Genomic DNA, 14,547 nt, shown 5'->3' with positions numbered 1-14,547 from the left:
ATTGAAGGAGGTTGGGTAAGATGAAAGTAAGACCATCTGTAAAACCGATCTGTGAAAAATGTAAAGTTATTCGCAGACGCGGCCGGGTAATGGTAATTTGTGAAAATCCGAAACATAAACAAAGACAAGGCTAATTCAGAAGGAGGTGCACAATCTATATGGCACGTATTGCTGGTGTAGACGTTCCGCGCGATAAGCGCGTTGTAATATCATTAACTTACATTTTCGGAATCGGAAAAACAACTGCTCAAAAAGTTTTGGCTGCAGCTGGAGTATCTGAAGAAGCACGCGTACGCGATCTTACTGATGCTGAACTTGACAAAATCCGTGAGCAAATTGACGGATTGAAAGTTGAAGGGGACCTTCGTCGTGAAACTTCCCTTAACATCAAACGTTTGATGGAAATCGGTAGCTTCCGTGGTATCCGTCACCGTCGTGGATTGCCCGTTCGCGGTCAAAACACAAAAAACAACGCACGTACTCGTAAAGGTCCTAAGCGGACAGTTGCAAACAAGAAAAAATAATAGGTAAAGGAGGTATCTTCTTAACATGGCACGTAAACAACAAACTCGTAAACGTCGCGTGAAAAAGAATATCGAATCCGGTATTGCACATATCCGTTCGACGTTTAACAATACAATCGTTACAATTACTGACATGCAAGGGAATGCACTATCTTGGTCAAGTGCTGGTGCACTAGGCTTTAGAGGTTCCCGTAAATCGACTCCGTTTGCTGCACAAATGGCTGCAGAAACTGCTGCGAAAACTGCTATGGAGCACGGCTTGAAAACGTTGGAAGTTACTGTTAAAGGTCCAGGTGCTGGACGTGAAGCAGCAATTCGTTCACTACAAGCTGCTGGTCTTGAAGTTACTGCAATCAGAGACGTTACACCGGTTCCACATAACGGATGCCGCCCGCCAAAACGCCGTCGTGTATAATGGCTTGTTCTCCATTTGATTGAGAAACACAATTTTTGTCAAAAATGATTGTGCGATTGCAAATTGCCGTCTGTGAAAATCGATTTCAATATGGAACGGCCTATACATTCGACGTTTGAAGGAGGGTAAATAAAATGATCGAAATTGAGAAACCGAAGATTGAAACAGTTATGATCAGCGATAATTCCAAGTTTGGTAAGTTTATTATCGAACCACTTGAGCGTGGATATGGAAACACGTTGGGGAATTCCCTACGTCGCATCCTTCTAAGCTCATTGCCTGGGGCTGCTGTAACATCTATTCAAATCGATGGTGTACTTCATGAGTTCTCTACAATTGAAGGTGTCGTCGAAGACGTCGCAACAATTATTTTGAACGTGAAGAAACTAGCTCTCAAAGTCTATTCAGACGAAGAGAAAGTGATTGAGATAGATGTGAAAGGTGAAGGCGTAATTACTGCTGCGGACATTACACATGATAGTGACGTAGAAGTATTGAACCCTGATCTGCCTATCGCAACACTTGGTAAGAACGGACATTTACGCATGCGTATGTATGCTGTACGTGGTCGAGGTTATGCGCCTTCTGATCAGAACAAACGTGAGGATCTCGCAATTGGCGTTATTCCGATCGACTCTATTTACACTCCAGTTTCACGCGTTAACTTTCAAGTGGAAAACACTCGTGTTGGTCAAATGACTAACTTCGATAAGTTGACACTAGATGTTTGGACAGATGGTAGTATCGGTCCGAAAGAAGCTGTTGCACTAGGAGCAAAAATTCTTACTGAGCATTTAAATATATTTGTTGGCATGACTGACGAAGCACAAACTGCTGAAATCATGGTGGAAAAAGAGGAAGATCAAAAAGAGAAAGTACTTGAGATGACTATTGAGGAACTCGACCTTTCTGTTAGATCTTACAACTGCCTGAAACGTGCAGGTATCAATACCGTTCTTGAACTTGCTAGCAAGTCTGAAGACGAAATGATGAAAGTGCGAAATCTCGGCCGCAAATCACTTGAAGAAGTGAAGGCGAAATTGGACGAGCTTAACCTAGAGTTACGCTTAGAAGATTGAGCAATTTTATAGATTGAAGGAGGGAAACTTCTAATGGGATACAGAAAACTTGGACGTACAAGTTCACAACGTAAAGCGATGCTTCGCGACCTAGCGACAGACCTTATCGTACATGAGCGTATTCAAACAACTGAAGCTCGCGCGAAAGAATTGCGTTCTGTAGTTGAAAAAATGATTACTCTTGGAAAACGTGGAGACTTGCACGCACGTCGTCAAGTTGCACAATTCATCCGTCGTGAACTCGTTTCAGTAACGGACGAAGAAGGCAAGGAGACAGAAATCTTTGCCATCCAAAAACTTTTTGATAATGTTGCTCCACGCTACGCTGAGCGTCAAGGTGGATACACACGTATCATGAAAATGGGACCTCGTCGCGGTGACGGTGCACCTGTCGTCGTAATCGAACTCGTTTAATTAGTTAATGGATAGGGTGTGGCTGTGCGTAAGCCAGGCATACCCTTTTTCAATACATTGTAAGGATTTATACGACAACTTTAAAAGCTGAGTGTTATGATCCGCGATACTTACTATCGTCTGGTCTAGCTCTACGCACCTCATCCGCGGTGCCGGATTGAGCACCTGGCATCTGTCATAGATATGAGCGCATTTCTTCGGATGAGGTGCGCGCTTTTTTTTATTCAAAATTAAATGTTTTACATGATTGAAGAGGATTCCTTGGCACGTTGCAAGGGATCCTTCGTAATATACATATTTATCTTTTTTCAGCGGAATACTCCACCTTTATAGGTTGGGGTTGTATGCGATTTTGTTTCCGGTTCAGTGGATGTTTAAACGCCCGCTGAAAAAAGATAGAAGCCTTTGGCGGATGTTACGGATTTTGAAATGAGTTTAAGGTAGGCAGTCTAAGTGCGCGACCTCCTGTCGCAACAAAGAGGGATTGAAATACATCCCTCTTCACTGCATGATCTGCAAGGAAGGATGCAGTTCAATCCTTCCCCCGTGCAGACCTCAAGCACAATTCAAAATCCGAACGCAATCATGCCGAGGCGTAATTGATAAAAATGTGGCCGGAGGTGGTAGGCGATGAAGGAAATCTTGTCGATGGATCATGTCAGCTATTCTTATCCAACCGAGGATGGGGAAGTCAAGAGGGCAATCGATGACGTGTCGTTCACGGTGCAAGATGGTGAGTGGATTGCGATTGTTGGTCATAACGGTTCAGGCAAGTCGACACTTGCGAAATTGATGATTGGACTGTTATTTCCTAATGAAGGGAACGTCAATGTGTTTATCGAAAAGTTAACCGAGGATAATATTTGGGACATTCGTTCTCAAATGGGGATTGTTTTTCAAAACCCAGATAATCAGTTTGTGGGTTCAACCGTGCAGGATGATGTAGCATTTGCGTTAGAGAATAACGGCATACCGTTTGAGGAAATGACGATTCGAGTCCAAGACTCACTTGCGCAAGTAAATATGGGAGATTTCCTCAATCATGAGCCGCACCATCTATCAGGCGGACAGAAACAACGCGTGGCGATTGCAGGGGCACTTGCACTTCATCCAAGGCTGTTGATTATGGATGAGGCAACTTCTATGCTAGATCCACAAGGGCGTGATGAAGTGATTCGTGTTGTTGAGGAATTGAAACGCAAAACTGGACTTACAGTTGTCTCCATTACACATGATTTAGAAGAGACGTTATTGGCCGATCGAGTGATTGTGATGAATAAAGGGAAAGTGCTAACGGTGGGGACTCCTGAGCAAATATTTGCGCGTGGGGATGAACTGGAAGCGATTGGGTTAGACTTGCCGTTTGCTATGAAAGTATCTGGCTTGTTACGTAAAAGTGGAATGCAACTAAACGGTGAGCATATGACGGAAGAAGAGTTGGTGAATGAATTATGGACATCTCACTTCAGCAAGTAGGCTATTTGTATGGAAAAGATACACCTTTTGAGAAGAGGGCATTGCAAGCTGTGGATGCCACAATCCGTTCCGGTTCTTATTCGGCAATTATCGGGCATACGGGTTCGGGAAAATCAACGCTATTGATGCATTTGAATGGATTGCTCAAGCCGTCGGAAGGTGTTGTGCAGATTGGGGAAACAAAGATTTCTGCTGGCACGAAGGCGAAGGGATTAAAAGACGTCCGGAAGCATGTTGGGATTGTCTTTCAATTTCCAGAGCACCAGTTGTTTGAAGAAACTGTAGAGAAAGATATTATGTTTGGTCCTATGAACTTTGGTGTGTCGGAAGAAGAGGCACGGAGACGAGCCCATGAATTGATTGAATTGCTGGGGCTGCCGCCAGAGGTTGCTCAGAAATCGCCTTTCGATTTGTCGGGTGGACAGATGCGCCGTGTTGCGATTGCAGGAGTGTTAGCATTTAAGCCATCTGTGTTGGTGCTAGATGAACCGACTGCGGGATTGGATCCACGGGGACGCCAAGAAATTATGGAGCTATTCCATCGTCTTCATGTGGAAGAGAAACTCACGATGATCCTTGTGACGCATAGCATGGAGGATGCGGCCCGTTACGCGGATAATATTATTGTCATGCATGATGGACGTTCTGTACTGTCTGGAACACCGCAGGAAGTGTTTGGGGATGAAGAACGCCTGAAGTCATTCAGACTGGATTTACCACGTTCTGTAAAGTTCCAACGCGATGTTGAGAAGATGATTGGGTGTCCTTTACAAACTTTAGCATTGACGGAAGAGCAGCTTGCGCAGGCAATTGTACAAGCTACACAGGAAGAGGGTGGCCGTTAATGTTAGAGAAAATGATTTTCGGTCGCTTCATTCCAGGGACTTCGTTTGTTCATAAGTTAGATCCACGTTCGAAGCTGTCTTTTGTTTTCTTGTTCATCGTTGCTGTATTTTTAGCGAATAATGCGTTGACGTATGGGCTGCTATTAGGCTTTACATTGCTGGTCATTTTCAGTTCGCGGATTCGTTTGTATTTCTTGATGAACGGATTGAAGCCAATTCTGTTCTTGATTATTTTCACGTTTCTGATGCATATCTTTTTCACGAAAGAGGGTGCATTGTTGCTCGATTGGAAGGTCATTAAAATCTATGAAGAAGGATTGCGACAAGGGATTTTCATCTCCATTCGTTTTCTGGTTCTTGTGTTAATGACGTCTGTTCTAACGTTGACAACATCTCCGATTTCAATCACGGATGGGTTGGAGGATTTACTAGGTCCATTCAAGCGTTTTAAATTACCCGTTCATGAGTTGGCGTTGATGATGTCGATTTCTTTGCGCTTCATCCCTACATTGATGGATGAAACGGATAAAATATTGAAAGCGCAGTTGGCAAGGGGATCGGATATTAGTACGGGCACCATTAAACAACGTATTCAAGCGGTAATTCCACTGCTTGTTCCTTTGTTCGTCAGTGCGTTTAAGCGTGCTGAGGACCTTGCAGTAGCCATGGAGGTTCGTGGGTATCGTGGCGGTGAGGGAAGAACGAGGTACCGCCAATTGAAGTGGCATTGGCGCGATACGTTGGTTATGATCTTGTTCGTTGTTCTCGTCGCAGTCCTTTTGTTGGTGAGAAGTTAGGGGAAATGTAAATGACACGCGTAAAAGCAATTGTATCTTATGATGGGACAAACTTTGCGGGCTATCAGTCTCAGCCGGGTATGCGTACCGTACAATCGGAAATCGATAAGGCGTTGGTGAAGATTCATAAAGCGATACCCGTGCACTCTGTCGCGAGCGGGCGGACGGATGCTGGCGTTCATGCCAATGGACAGGTCATTCATTTTGATACTTCGCTAGGGCTTCCGCTGGATCGTTGGCAGAGGGCGTTAAATGTTTTATTGCCTACGGATATAAGAATTGTTGATGTTGAATATGTCGATGAGGATTTCCATGCGCGCTATTCGGCGAAGGGGAAAACGTATAGCTACAGATGGTCTTATAGTGAAGTGCACAGTCCTTTCGATCGAAATTTTTCAGTCCATCTCGGTAGCTTACGACCGGATGTGGAACGTATGCAGGAAGCGGCACGTCATTTGATTGGCGAACATGATTTTACGAGTTATTGTTCAGCTAAAACTGCCACATCCAATAAGGTACGGACAGTCAGAAAGTTGACTTGCGAAAAAAAAGGGGACTATCTCGTCATGACAATTGAGGGCGATGGATTCCTGTATAATATGGTGCGAACCATTGCGGGCATGTTGCTGGCGGTCGGTAGAGGATGGAATAGTCCGGATGATGTCAAGCGAATTTTGGAGTTACGCGATCGTAATGAGGCTGGCAAAACCGCGCCGGCACACGGTTTGTACTTGGAAAGTGTGACCTACGGGGACTAGGGCAACTTTTCCTGGTGTTTTTCAGGAAGTGACTTGACTTATTGTGGGATTCGGTATAAGATGGGTACTGGTATTTCAATAACCCCACAAATAAGCCCCGGAAGGTTAACTTGTGTTTAGGGATAGAGAAAACGGAACTAATGATATTCATTTAGGAGGATAAAAACATGCGTACAACATTCATGGCTAAAGGTCACGAAGTAGAGCGTAAATGGCTCGTTGTCGACGCTGAAGGACAGACGCTTGGTCGTCTTGCTTCTGAAGTTGCATCACTTTTGCGCGGCAAACATAAACCAACGTTCACACCACACGTTGACACAGGTGATCACGTGATCATCATCAATGCTGAAAAGATCGAACTAACAGGTAACAAATTGAAAGACAAATTGTATCACCGTCACTCAGGTTACACTGGTAGCCTTAAAACACGTACAGCGCTAGAAATGCGCACGAACTACCCTACAAAAATGCTTGAATTGGCTATCAAAGGAATGCTTCCAAAAGGTCCTCTAGGTCGTCAAACATTCAAGAAACTTAACGTATACGCTGGAGCGGAACATCCGCACGCAGCACAAAAACCGGAAGCATACGAGCTTCGCGGATAATTAAGAGGAGGAAACACCTTTGGCACAAGTACAATATCTCGGCACTGGCCGTCGTAAAAGTTCAGTAGCTCGTGTTCGTTTGGTTCCTGGAGATGGTCAAATCATCATCAACAACCGCGACGCAGAAGACTACGTACCATTCGAAACACTTCGTGAAATCATTAAGCAACCATTAGTTGCTACAGAAACTCTTGGAAGCTACGATATCCTTGTAAACGTCCACGGTGGCGGATACACAGGACAAGCAGGCGCAATCCGTCACGGCGTTGCTCGTGCACTTCTAAACGTAGATCCTGATTTCCGTCCAACGCTTAAATCAGCTGGACTACTTACGCGTGATGCAAGAATGAAAGAGCGTAAAAAACCAGGTCTTAAAGGCGCACGTCGTGCACCACAGTTCTCAAAACGTTAATATTTCAAATCAAAACTCTTTTCCATTCGTGGAAAAGGGTTTTTTTATTTTATCGAATTATTGTCATGTTCATTGTGTGGAGAATTATGTGGACACATCGCGGTTTCATCTAAAGGTTATTAACATTGTGGGTAAGGGGACCGGAAGCAGAAGTTATCCACATACGCATTGACCTCAGTAGTATTGTTACTTATAATTGGTTACAACGAGTTATATCTAGTTATAAGTAACGATATATACTGATTGAAGAAGGGGGTTTTTTAGTTGAATATAAAAAAGGTGTTTTGTTTAGGCTGTCTATGTGTATTGTTGATGTTAGCGGGATGTTCAGCTAGTAAGTCAGATGGAGATGTCGAATTGATGATATCGGCGGCTGCAAGTTTGACCGATGCATTAACAGATATGAAGGCTTCTTTTGAAAGCGAACATGACAACATTACATTGACAATCAACCCTGGAAGCTCAGGTAAATTGGTGCAACAGATTGAGAATGGAGCGCCTGCAGATGTATTTTTATCTGCCAGTAAAAAAGATATGGATACGTTAGAAGCTGGCGAGTTATTATTAAATGAAACGCGTGTCAATTTAACAGAGAATGAATTGGTGTTGATAACAAATAAGGATGAGACATCTACTGTGGAATCATTCGAGGATATTGATCCCGCGACAATTGCGCATTTTGCGATTGGAGAGCCTGAGAGTGTTCCGGTTGGACGTTATACAAAAGAAGTCTTGGATCATATTGGATTGTGGGAGTCGTTGCAGGGGAAGATGGTGTTAGGTTCGGATGTGCGCCAAGTGTTGACGCATGTGGAAATGGGCAATGCGGATCTCGGTGTTGTTTATGCAAGTGATGCCAAAATATCGGATCAAGTAAAAGTAGTAGCGACAGCTAATGCAGAGTGGCATGAACCCATCGTCTATCCTGGAGCAATCATTGCGGATACGAAAAACCCAGAAGAAGCCAAATTGTTTATGGAGTACCTAACAAGCAAAGAGGGAAAAGAAGTTTTGAAGAAATATGGCTTCAAGTAAGTAGGGAGGTATACTCGTGCATGCAACTGATTACACGCCTTTGATGTTATCGCTAAAAATAGCGGGTATTTCTACTGTGATTGTTTTTATTGTTGGTGTGTTTTTTGCGCATTTATTCTCCCGGAAACAATTTTTTGGAAAAAGTGTGATTGAATCATTATTTTTATTGCCATTAGTGTTACCGCCGACGGTTGTTGGTTTCGGTTTGCTGATTCTCTTTGGTAAAAACGGGTGGATTGGTAGTTGGCTATTGGAATGGTTTGATTTTCAGATTGTGTTTACGTGGATTGGTGCGGTTATTGCGTCGGTCGTTGTGTCTTTTCCATTGATGTATCAAAGTGCCAGTGCGGCATTTGCCAGTTTGGACGTTCGATTGGAAAATGCGGCGCGGACGATGGGTGCTTCAGAGTGGAAGATGTTTAGAACGATAACCTTTCCGCTCGCTTGGCCGGGTCTTCTTGCTGGATTGGTGCTGTCGTTTGCACGTGGGCTCGGTGAGTTTGGTGCCACATTGATGTTGGCGGGTTATATTCCTGGTAAGACGGATACGATTCCGATGGCCATCTACTTTGCGGTTGAATCTGGTCAAATGGAGAAAGCTACTTTTTGGGTAGTGATTATCGTGGCCCTCGGCTTTAGTACGATTATGTGGCTGAATTGGTGGAGTAGGAGAAATATGCAAAGATATAAAAATGGGCATACATAAGTAGGTGTTTAAAATGTTGGATGTTCACATTAAGAAAGCGTTGGCACATTTTTCAATGGATATTCATATGAAGGTGGAGGATGAAATCGTCGTCCTAGTGGGGCCCTCGGGATCAGGAAAAACAACGATTTTGAATGTCATTGCGGGACTCGAAGATCCAGACGAAGGTTCGGTTATGTTGAACGAGCAAGTGTATTTTCAAGGGAAGGGTCAATCTCTTACGCCGCAGAAAAGAAATGTCGGGTACTTATTTCAAGATTATGCGCTATTTCCGCATATGACGGTGGAGAAAAATATAAGCTATGGCGTTAAAGATAAAATGGCTCTTTCGCGAAGTGATCAATTGATTAGTGTTCTCGGGATTGGGCATTTGGTCAAAAAATATCCCCACCAGATTTCTGGCGGGGAAAAGCAACGGGTCGCCTTGGCGCGTGCGTTGGCGACAGAACCTTCCGTTTTGCTATTGGATGAGCCGTTATCTGCCCTAGACCGGGAAACGCGTATCGAGTGTCAGGATGAGCTCCTAAGGCTCCATGAAATTTGGAAAATCCCATTCATCATCGTGACGCATGATACTGATGAAGCAGAAAAACTAGGTGATACTATTCTTTTTCTAGAACGCGGGATGATACGTGATATTAAGGTGTCTCGTAAATAACTTGCCCCGTTCGAGATAAGTCGTAGCCGCCAATGGCTTCAAGCTCGCTTTGGAAAGAGTCTGATTGCACAATACTTTGCAGTAGTTCGATGAATGCTGTATTTTCTGGTGTCTTCATAATGACTAAATCATAATGCTCTTTCATAATGGGGATAAAGTCGACGTCGACAAGACGGGCGGCTTTTTCAATTCCCACGCCTACATCAGCTTGACCGCTGACTACCTTGCTTGCCACACCGATATGACTTGATTCTTCTACGTCAAAGCCATTGACCTCATAGGGTGAAATTCCTAATAATCGTAACTGTTCATCGATCAAAACCCTTGCGCCAGACCCTTTTTCTCGGTTCGCCATTGTAATGCCGGATGTTTTAAAGTCAGCCCATGTGTGAATGTTTTTGGGGTTGCCTTTTGCGACGTAAAAGCCTTCCCATCGTGATAGAAGATTGATGACGATGTAAGAATGCCCAACTAAAATTCTTCGGATGTAGGGGAGGTTATAGGCGCCGGTGTCCCCGTCGTATAAGTGTGTACTTACGACGTCTGCCTTCCCTTGATACATGGCGACTAAGCTGTTCAAGCTACCGGTATAGGAGCGAAGGGGGCGGATAGTCGTTGAGTTTTTTTCGATATGATTGGCTAAAATATCTAAGCTAATGTCCTGCCCACTAATAATCATTTGTCTAGTAGAAGTGGATGCAGGTTTAGTGCCATCTGACTGAATGGTTGTGACTTGTGCTTCTGACTTTGGAGGGGGAGTACCACCTTTGGCTTGGACTTTATAAGCTTCTAAGTCATGGGCATCGACTCGTATTTGTCGGCCCACACGATAAGAAGGTAAGCTGCCTTTTTTGATCAAATCATAGACCGTCAATTTGGATACCTTTAAAATATTGGCGATTTCTTCAGTTGTATAGGAAGTAGTATCTTTCATGTCTAATCCAACCACCTTCAAAAGTCTTGTCTTGTTAGTATAGCAAAGCGTATAGGTATCGCCTAATAGGTATCGTTTTGTCGTAGAAAGAAGGAGGCTATGGTAAAGTAAAGATGAAAAAAAGTTTGGAGGCGTTGGATGATGAAAGAAATGACGACGACTGAATTACAGCTATTATTGGAACAAGGGGAGCAACTCAATTTGATTGACGTACGTGAGTCAGATGAAGTAGCACAAGGTATGATCCCGGGTGCCATCCATATTCCTTTAGGGGAAATACCGGAGCGTCTAGACGAGTTAGATAAAGAGAAGCCCTATATTATGATCTGTCGCTCAGGAGGGCGTAGCGGCCGTGCCTCGGCGTTTATGGACGCGGAAGGCTATGATGTCACGAATATGGTGGGCGGCATGCTGGAATGGGCAGGCGCAACTGAATAACGAGTATATGAGAAGGACCTTTCGAGGTTCTTTTTTTCTTGTCAAAAATGGGACATAACTGTGTGAATCGCTGCGTATAGTGAAGGAAAAAGGCGGTGTCTATATGAAACGGTGGTTTGTTATTGGTTTACTTTTGGTGTGTTCGCTCGGAGTCGTCCTCTATGGTGTAAAGGCATCGGATCGGAACTTTTTCATGCCAGAAGAGCTTGGTGGTGTGAAAATTGTTGTGGATCCTGGTCATGGTGGACTGGATGGTGGGGCTTCTTCGGGGGAAATTGTAGAACGTGATATTACGTTGAGCATTGCACATGAGTTGAAGAAGCGGCTTGAAAAGAAAGGCGCAACCGTCATTATGACAAGACTGAAAGATGGTGACGCACTGGCGGAGCATGCACCTGATCAAACGTTTAGAACAACACGTGAACGGAAGATGGCCGATTTAAAGTTAAGAGAAAGTATTGCAATTGAAGAAAATCCGGATATGTTCATCAGTGTGCATGTCAACGCAATACCACAAGAAAAGTGGCGTGGATCACAAGTGTTTTATCATCCGGAAGGCAATGCGGATGGAAAGTTACTTGCAGAGTCGATACAGGAGTCTTTCAGGGGGAATTTGCAGAACACGGAACGTGTAGCAATGGCTATCAAGGGTGTCTATCTATTAAAGAAAGTTCCGATGCCATCTGTGCTGGTTGAAACGGGTTTTCTATCGAATCCAGATGAACGCGAACTTTTAACGGATTCTGCTTATCAAAAAAAGGTGGCCGATGCTATTTTGGAAGGAATTATTGACTTTCATGTATCAGAAGAGAAGTGAGCATTAACGGGCTTTGCTTACAAGGGGTTATGGTATACTTGGGGGCGAATGAATATACCTCCAAGGAGTGTCGACATTGATAAACGAGCAAACAGTACGTGAATTGTTAGGTCAGTTGAAGGATCCGTTTTTACATAAAACCCTTGAAGAAACGAAGGGAATTACCGAAGTATCCATCAAGCCGGAGAAGAATCATGTGAGTGTGAAAGTGGCGATTGCAAAGGTCAATACGGCGGAACAAATGCCATTACAGACGAAAGTAGTCGAGCTTTTAAAAGGCGCCGGCGCTGATTCTGTCGGTATCCGTTTTGAGGAATTATCGAAAGAAGTCCTTGAACAATTCCGTGGGACTGCAACGGAAGCAGAGGCACAAGATATCTTATCTCCACTGAGCAATGTTGAGTTTATTTCCATTGCGTCTGGTAAAGGCGGAGTCGGTAAATCAACTGTGTCGGTTAACCTTGCAGTAGCGCTTGCGCGTCTTGGTAAAAAAGTAGGGTTAATCGATGCGGATATTTATGGGTTTAGTGTGCCGGATATGATGGGCGTGACTGAATTACCGGTGGTTCGCGATAACCGGATTATTCCAGTTGAACGTCTAGGTGTAAAGGTTATCTCGATGGGCTTCTTCGTTGAAGATAATGCGCCGGTCGTGTGGCGTGGACCGATGCTTGGGAAAGCACTTGACCAATTCTTCCGTGATGTGGAGTGGGGCGAACTAGATTACCTTCTACTCGACCTACCACCTGGTACGGGAGACGTTGCGCTTGATATCCATCAGATGATCCCGATGTCGAAGGAAATCGTTGTGACGACGCCGCATCCTACAGCTGCATTCGTCGCAGCACGTGCAGGGGCAATGGCGCTTCAGACGGACCATGAACTGCTTGGTGTGATTGAAAACATGTCTTGGTTCGAATCAAAAACGTCAGGTGAACGTGAATTCGTCTTCGGTCAAGGCGGTGGCGTGAAACTAGCGGAAGAGCTTCGTACAGAGCTACTTGGACAGATTCCACTCGGGCAACCCGACTGGAATGCAGAAGACTTTTCACCTTCTGTTTATGCAGATAACCATCCGATCGGTCGAATTTACGCAGGTATTGCAGAAAACGTTATTAACAAAACTGCGAAATAAGAACGGGGAAAAGCGGAGAGGGCTATTTGCCTTCTCCGCCTCCTTTACCTCCGCTTGAAGGCTTTTCTTCGCCCCCACCTTGCTTACTTTCGCCTCCGCTGCTATCGACCGGTTTCACTTCACCGGCTTTCAAAATCAGCTCCTGCCATTTCGGCTGCAAAAGGGGACTACTGATCGTTTCCTCCACAACTTTTTCAAGATGTTTTTTCATGTTCGCTGATTGCATAACGGTTTCTAGTTGTTTTTGCATATCAGGCTGACTAAAAAACTCCTCCAACTCTTTTTGGAAAGAAGAATCATCCATCAGCAACTTCATAATTTCTTGCTGTTGTTCTTTCATGCTTTTTGCCACTTTTTCCGTGAACTTTGGATCTTCAAACGTCTTTTTCCAGAAGTCTTCTCCTTTCTTTGATAATAATGTGTCTTCGATGGACTTTTTTACTTCAGGTTGATCCAAAATAAGAAGTTCTTTAAATTCTGGATCCGCTAACATTTGTTTGACGGCTTTTTTTCCATCCTCCGTCTGCAGTGCGTCGGTCACCATCTTCTTTAGTTCGTCGTAAGTTGGACTGGACTGCTGTGCCGCACATCCGGTTAACAGAAGGACAAGTAACAATAAATGAAAACACTTTTTTTTCATGGAAATCATATTCCCTTCCATAAGCATTTTCATTTATTGTTCACAAAATAACGCGGAATATGCATGGAACGTGTAAGTAAATAGATTTTTTGTCGAAACGTTGTTACACTAATGGAAGCACAAAAAACGGAGGATCATTGTCGTGACAATACGAAATTGGGTAAAGTTTTTTTTTAATGCGTTACTAATCGGGGGAATTGTAACAGCGGTGATGGGATTGATTGTCCGTTGGGAATTCTTTTCGCAATACTTAGCTGATGGTGAAATATGGCAATTCATAGGTGCCTTGCTATGGATGGTGTTCCTTGGATTCACGATGAGTGTTGTCGCTCAAATGGGCTTTTTTGCTTATTTAACGGTCCATCAATTTGGCGTCAATATGTTTAAGACATTGACATTATGGAACTGGGTTCAGCTTTTAATCATAGCAATCGTTTTGTTTGACCTTATTTTCTTCAGGTTCCGCTTGACTTCCGGCGATACGGGTCGGACGTTATTGTATCTTGCATTACTGGCATCACTTATCGGTGTGTCCGCTATTACCGCCTATTTTAAGGCGAAATGGACCAAGAAACATACACTGATCTCAGCATTGTTTTTCATGATTGTGATTACAACGCTTGAATGGCTACCAGCATTGATGGTACGTTCGGGCAATATTGATTCGTGGGTGACGATTTTGTTATTCCCGTTACTTGCGGTGAATGCTTATCAATTGTTACTGCTTCCAAAGTATAACAAGCAATCCGATGAAGATAAGGTGAAACTAGAAGAACGCAGAAAAGCGCGTAAAGCTGTTGCAAAGCCTGCCAAAGCAAAATAAAAAAAACCGCACCAATTGCCATGAATGGCGACGGTG

The 14,547-nt window shown here is 44.0% G+C and carries 20 protein-coding genes; 18 read left to right on the top strand and 2 right to left on the bottom strand.

Annotated features, from left to right (window positions below; translation table 11 throughout):
• The first annotated feature begins 20 nt into the window (after positions 1 to 20).
• The 14 genes from rpmJ to ACIQ0H_RS12295 all read left to right on the top strand — a co-directional run bounded on the left by rpmJ (position 21) and on the right by ACIQ0H_RS12295 (position 9,724).
• Positions 21 to 134: a 50S ribosomal protein L36 gene (gene rpmJ / locus ACIQ0H_RS12360; RefSeq protein WP_076758849.1), complete on the top strand. Its 114-nt coding sequence runs from the start codon at positions 21 to 23 to the stop codon at positions 132 to 134.
• Between the two features lie 24 nt (positions 135 to 158).
• Positions 159 to 524 carry a 30S ribosomal protein S13 gene (gene rpsM / locus ACIQ0H_RS12355; RefSeq protein WP_340736153.1) on the top strand — a complete coding sequence of 122 codons (366 nt, stop codon included), beginning with the start codon at positions 159 to 161 and terminating at the stop codon, positions 522 to 524.
• 25 nt (positions 525 to 549) lie between these two features.
• Positions 550 to 939 carry a 30S ribosomal protein S11 gene (gene rpsK, locus ACIQ0H_RS12350; protein ID WP_318616124.1) on the top strand — a complete coding sequence of 130 codons (390 nt, stop codon included), beginning with the start codon at positions 550 to 552 and terminating at the stop codon, positions 937 to 939.
• A 134-nt stretch (positions 940 to 1,073) separates the two neighbouring features.
• A complete protein-coding gene (locus tag ACIQ0H_RS12345) occupies positions 1,074 to 2,018 on the top strand; it encodes a DNA-directed RNA polymerase subunit alpha (protein ID WP_403414985.1) in 945 nt (314 codons plus the stop codon).
• Between the two features lie 33 nt (positions 2,019 to 2,051).
• On the top strand, positions 2,052 to 2,432 hold the full coding sequence (rplQ, locus tag ACIQ0H_RS12340) for a 50S ribosomal protein L17 (protein WP_203247895.1): 381 nt from the start codon (positions 2,052 to 2,054) through the stop codon (positions 2,430 to 2,432).
• Positions 2,433 to 3,062: 630 nt separating this feature from the next.
• On the top strand, positions 3,063 to 3,908 hold the full coding sequence (locus ACIQ0H_RS12335; protein ID WP_403414981.1) for an energy-coupling factor ABC transporter ATP-binding protein: 846 nt from the start codon (positions 3,063 to 3,065) through the stop codon (positions 3,906 to 3,908).
• Positions 3,884 to 4,753 (top strand): energy-coupling factor ABC transporter ATP-binding protein, encoded by an 870-nt coding sequence (locus ACIQ0H_RS12330; protein WP_403414979.1) that lies wholly within the window; start codon positions 3,884 to 3,886, stop codon positions 4,751 to 4,753. The genes ACIQ0H_RS12335 and ACIQ0H_RS12330 overlap by 25 nt, the downstream gene beginning before the upstream one ends.
• Positions 4,753 to 5,550: an energy-coupling factor transporter transmembrane component T family protein gene (locus tag ACIQ0H_RS12325; RefSeq protein WP_403414976.1), complete on the top strand. Its 798-nt coding sequence runs from the start codon at positions 4,753 to 4,755 to the stop codon at positions 5,548 to 5,550. Before ACIQ0H_RS12330 ends, ACIQ0H_RS12325 begins: the two co-directional genes overlap by 1 nt.
• 11 nt (positions 5,551 to 5,561) lie before the next feature.
• Entirely contained in the window at positions 5,562 to 6,308 is a 747-nt protein-coding gene (gene truA, locus ACIQ0H_RS12320) for a tRNA pseudouridine(38-40) synthase TruA (protein ID WP_403414973.1), read from the top strand.
• Between the two features lie 167 nt (positions 6,309 to 6,475).
• Complete coding sequence (rplM, locus tag ACIQ0H_RS12315; protein ID WP_318616117.1) at positions 6,476 to 6,913, top strand: 50S ribosomal protein L13; 438 nt, start codon at positions 6,476 to 6,478, stop codon at positions 6,911 to 6,913.
• A gap of 19 nt (positions 6,914 to 6,932) precedes the next feature.
• On the top strand, positions 6,933 to 7,325 hold the full coding sequence (gene rpsI / locus ACIQ0H_RS12310; protein WP_318616116.1) for a 30S ribosomal protein S9: 393 nt from the start codon (positions 6,933 to 6,935) through the stop codon (positions 7,323 to 7,325).
• Positions 7,326 to 7,595: 270 nt separating this feature from the next.
• On the top strand, positions 7,596 to 8,360 hold the full coding sequence (gene modA, locus ACIQ0H_RS12305; protein WP_403415721.1) for a molybdate ABC transporter substrate-binding protein: 765 nt from the start codon (positions 7,596 to 7,598) through the stop codon (positions 8,358 to 8,360).
• Positions 8,361 to 8,403: 43 nt separating this feature from the next.
• Positions 8,404 to 9,066, top strand: a complete 663-nt coding sequence (gene modB, locus ACIQ0H_RS12300) for a molybdate ABC transporter permease subunit (RefSeq protein ID WP_403415718.1) — start codon at positions 8,404 to 8,406, stop codon at positions 9,064 to 9,066.
• A 13-nt stretch (positions 9,067 to 9,079) separates the two neighbouring features.
• Entirely contained in the window at positions 9,080 to 9,724 is a 645-nt protein-coding gene (locus ACIQ0H_RS12295) for an ABC transporter ATP-binding protein (protein ID WP_403414970.1), read from the top strand.
• Here the strand turns inward: ACIQ0H_RS12295 and ACIQ0H_RS12290 are convergent.
• On the bottom strand, positions 9,705 to 10,658 hold the full coding sequence (locus ACIQ0H_RS12290; RefSeq protein ID WP_403414967.1) for a substrate-binding domain-containing protein: 954 nt from the start codon (positions 10,656 to 10,658) through the stop codon (positions 9,705 to 9,707). The two genes, ACIQ0H_RS12295 and ACIQ0H_RS12290, sit on opposite strands and share 20 nt — an antisense overlap.
• Positions 10,659 to 10,799: 141 nt before the next feature.
• On the opposite strand from ACIQ0H_RS12290, the gene ACIQ0H_RS12285 reads away from it, so the two are divergent.
• The 3 genes from ACIQ0H_RS12285 (at position 10,800) to ACIQ0H_RS12275 (ending at position 13,048) form a co-directional block, all read left to right on the top strand.
• Complete coding sequence (locus ACIQ0H_RS12285) at positions 10,800 to 11,096, top strand: rhodanese-like domain-containing protein (protein ID WP_403415716.1); 297 nt, start codon at positions 10,800 to 10,802, stop codon at positions 11,094 to 11,096.
• Between the two features lie 103 nt (positions 11,097 to 11,199).
• The gene (locus ACIQ0H_RS12280) at positions 11,200 to 11,913 is read left to right on the top strand and encodes an N-acetylmuramoyl-L-alanine amidase (RefSeq protein ID WP_403414964.1); all 714 of its coding nucleotides are present in this window, start codon (positions 11,200 to 11,202) and stop codon (positions 11,911 to 11,913) included.
• Positions 11,914 to 11,989: 76 nt separating this feature from the next.
• Positions 11,990 to 13,048, top strand: coding sequence for an Mrp/NBP35 family ATP-binding protein (locus ACIQ0H_RS12275; protein ID WP_403414961.1), 1,059 nt, complete (start codon positions 11,990 to 11,992; stop codon positions 13,046 to 13,048).
• Between the two features lie 22 nt (positions 13,049 to 13,070).
• On the opposite strand, the gene gerD is transcribed toward ACIQ0H_RS12275, so the two are convergent.
• Positions 13,071 to 13,688 carry a spore germination lipoprotein GerD gene (gerD, locus tag ACIQ0H_RS12270; protein ID WP_403414959.1) on the bottom strand — a complete coding sequence of 206 codons (618 nt, stop codon included), beginning with the start codon at positions 13,686 to 13,688 and terminating at the stop codon, positions 13,071 to 13,073.
• A 142-nt stretch (positions 13,689 to 13,830) separates the two neighbouring features.
• On the opposite strand from gerD, the gene ACIQ0H_RS12265 reads away from it, so the two are divergent.
• Positions 13,831 to 14,511: a KinB-signaling pathway activation protein gene (locus ACIQ0H_RS12265; protein WP_403414956.1), complete on the top strand. Its 681-nt coding sequence runs from the start codon at positions 13,831 to 13,833 to the stop codon at positions 14,509 to 14,511.
• Positions 14,512 to 14,547: the final 36 nt, after the last annotated feature.

Source organism: Sporosarcina sp. NPDC096371, assembly GCF_044762865.1.
GTDB lineage: Bacteria > Bacillota > Bacilli > Bacillales_A > Planococcaceae > Sporosarcina.
The sequence above is the reverse complement of the archived record's forward strand: the minus strand, read 5'-3'. Positions and strand labels throughout refer to the sequence as shown.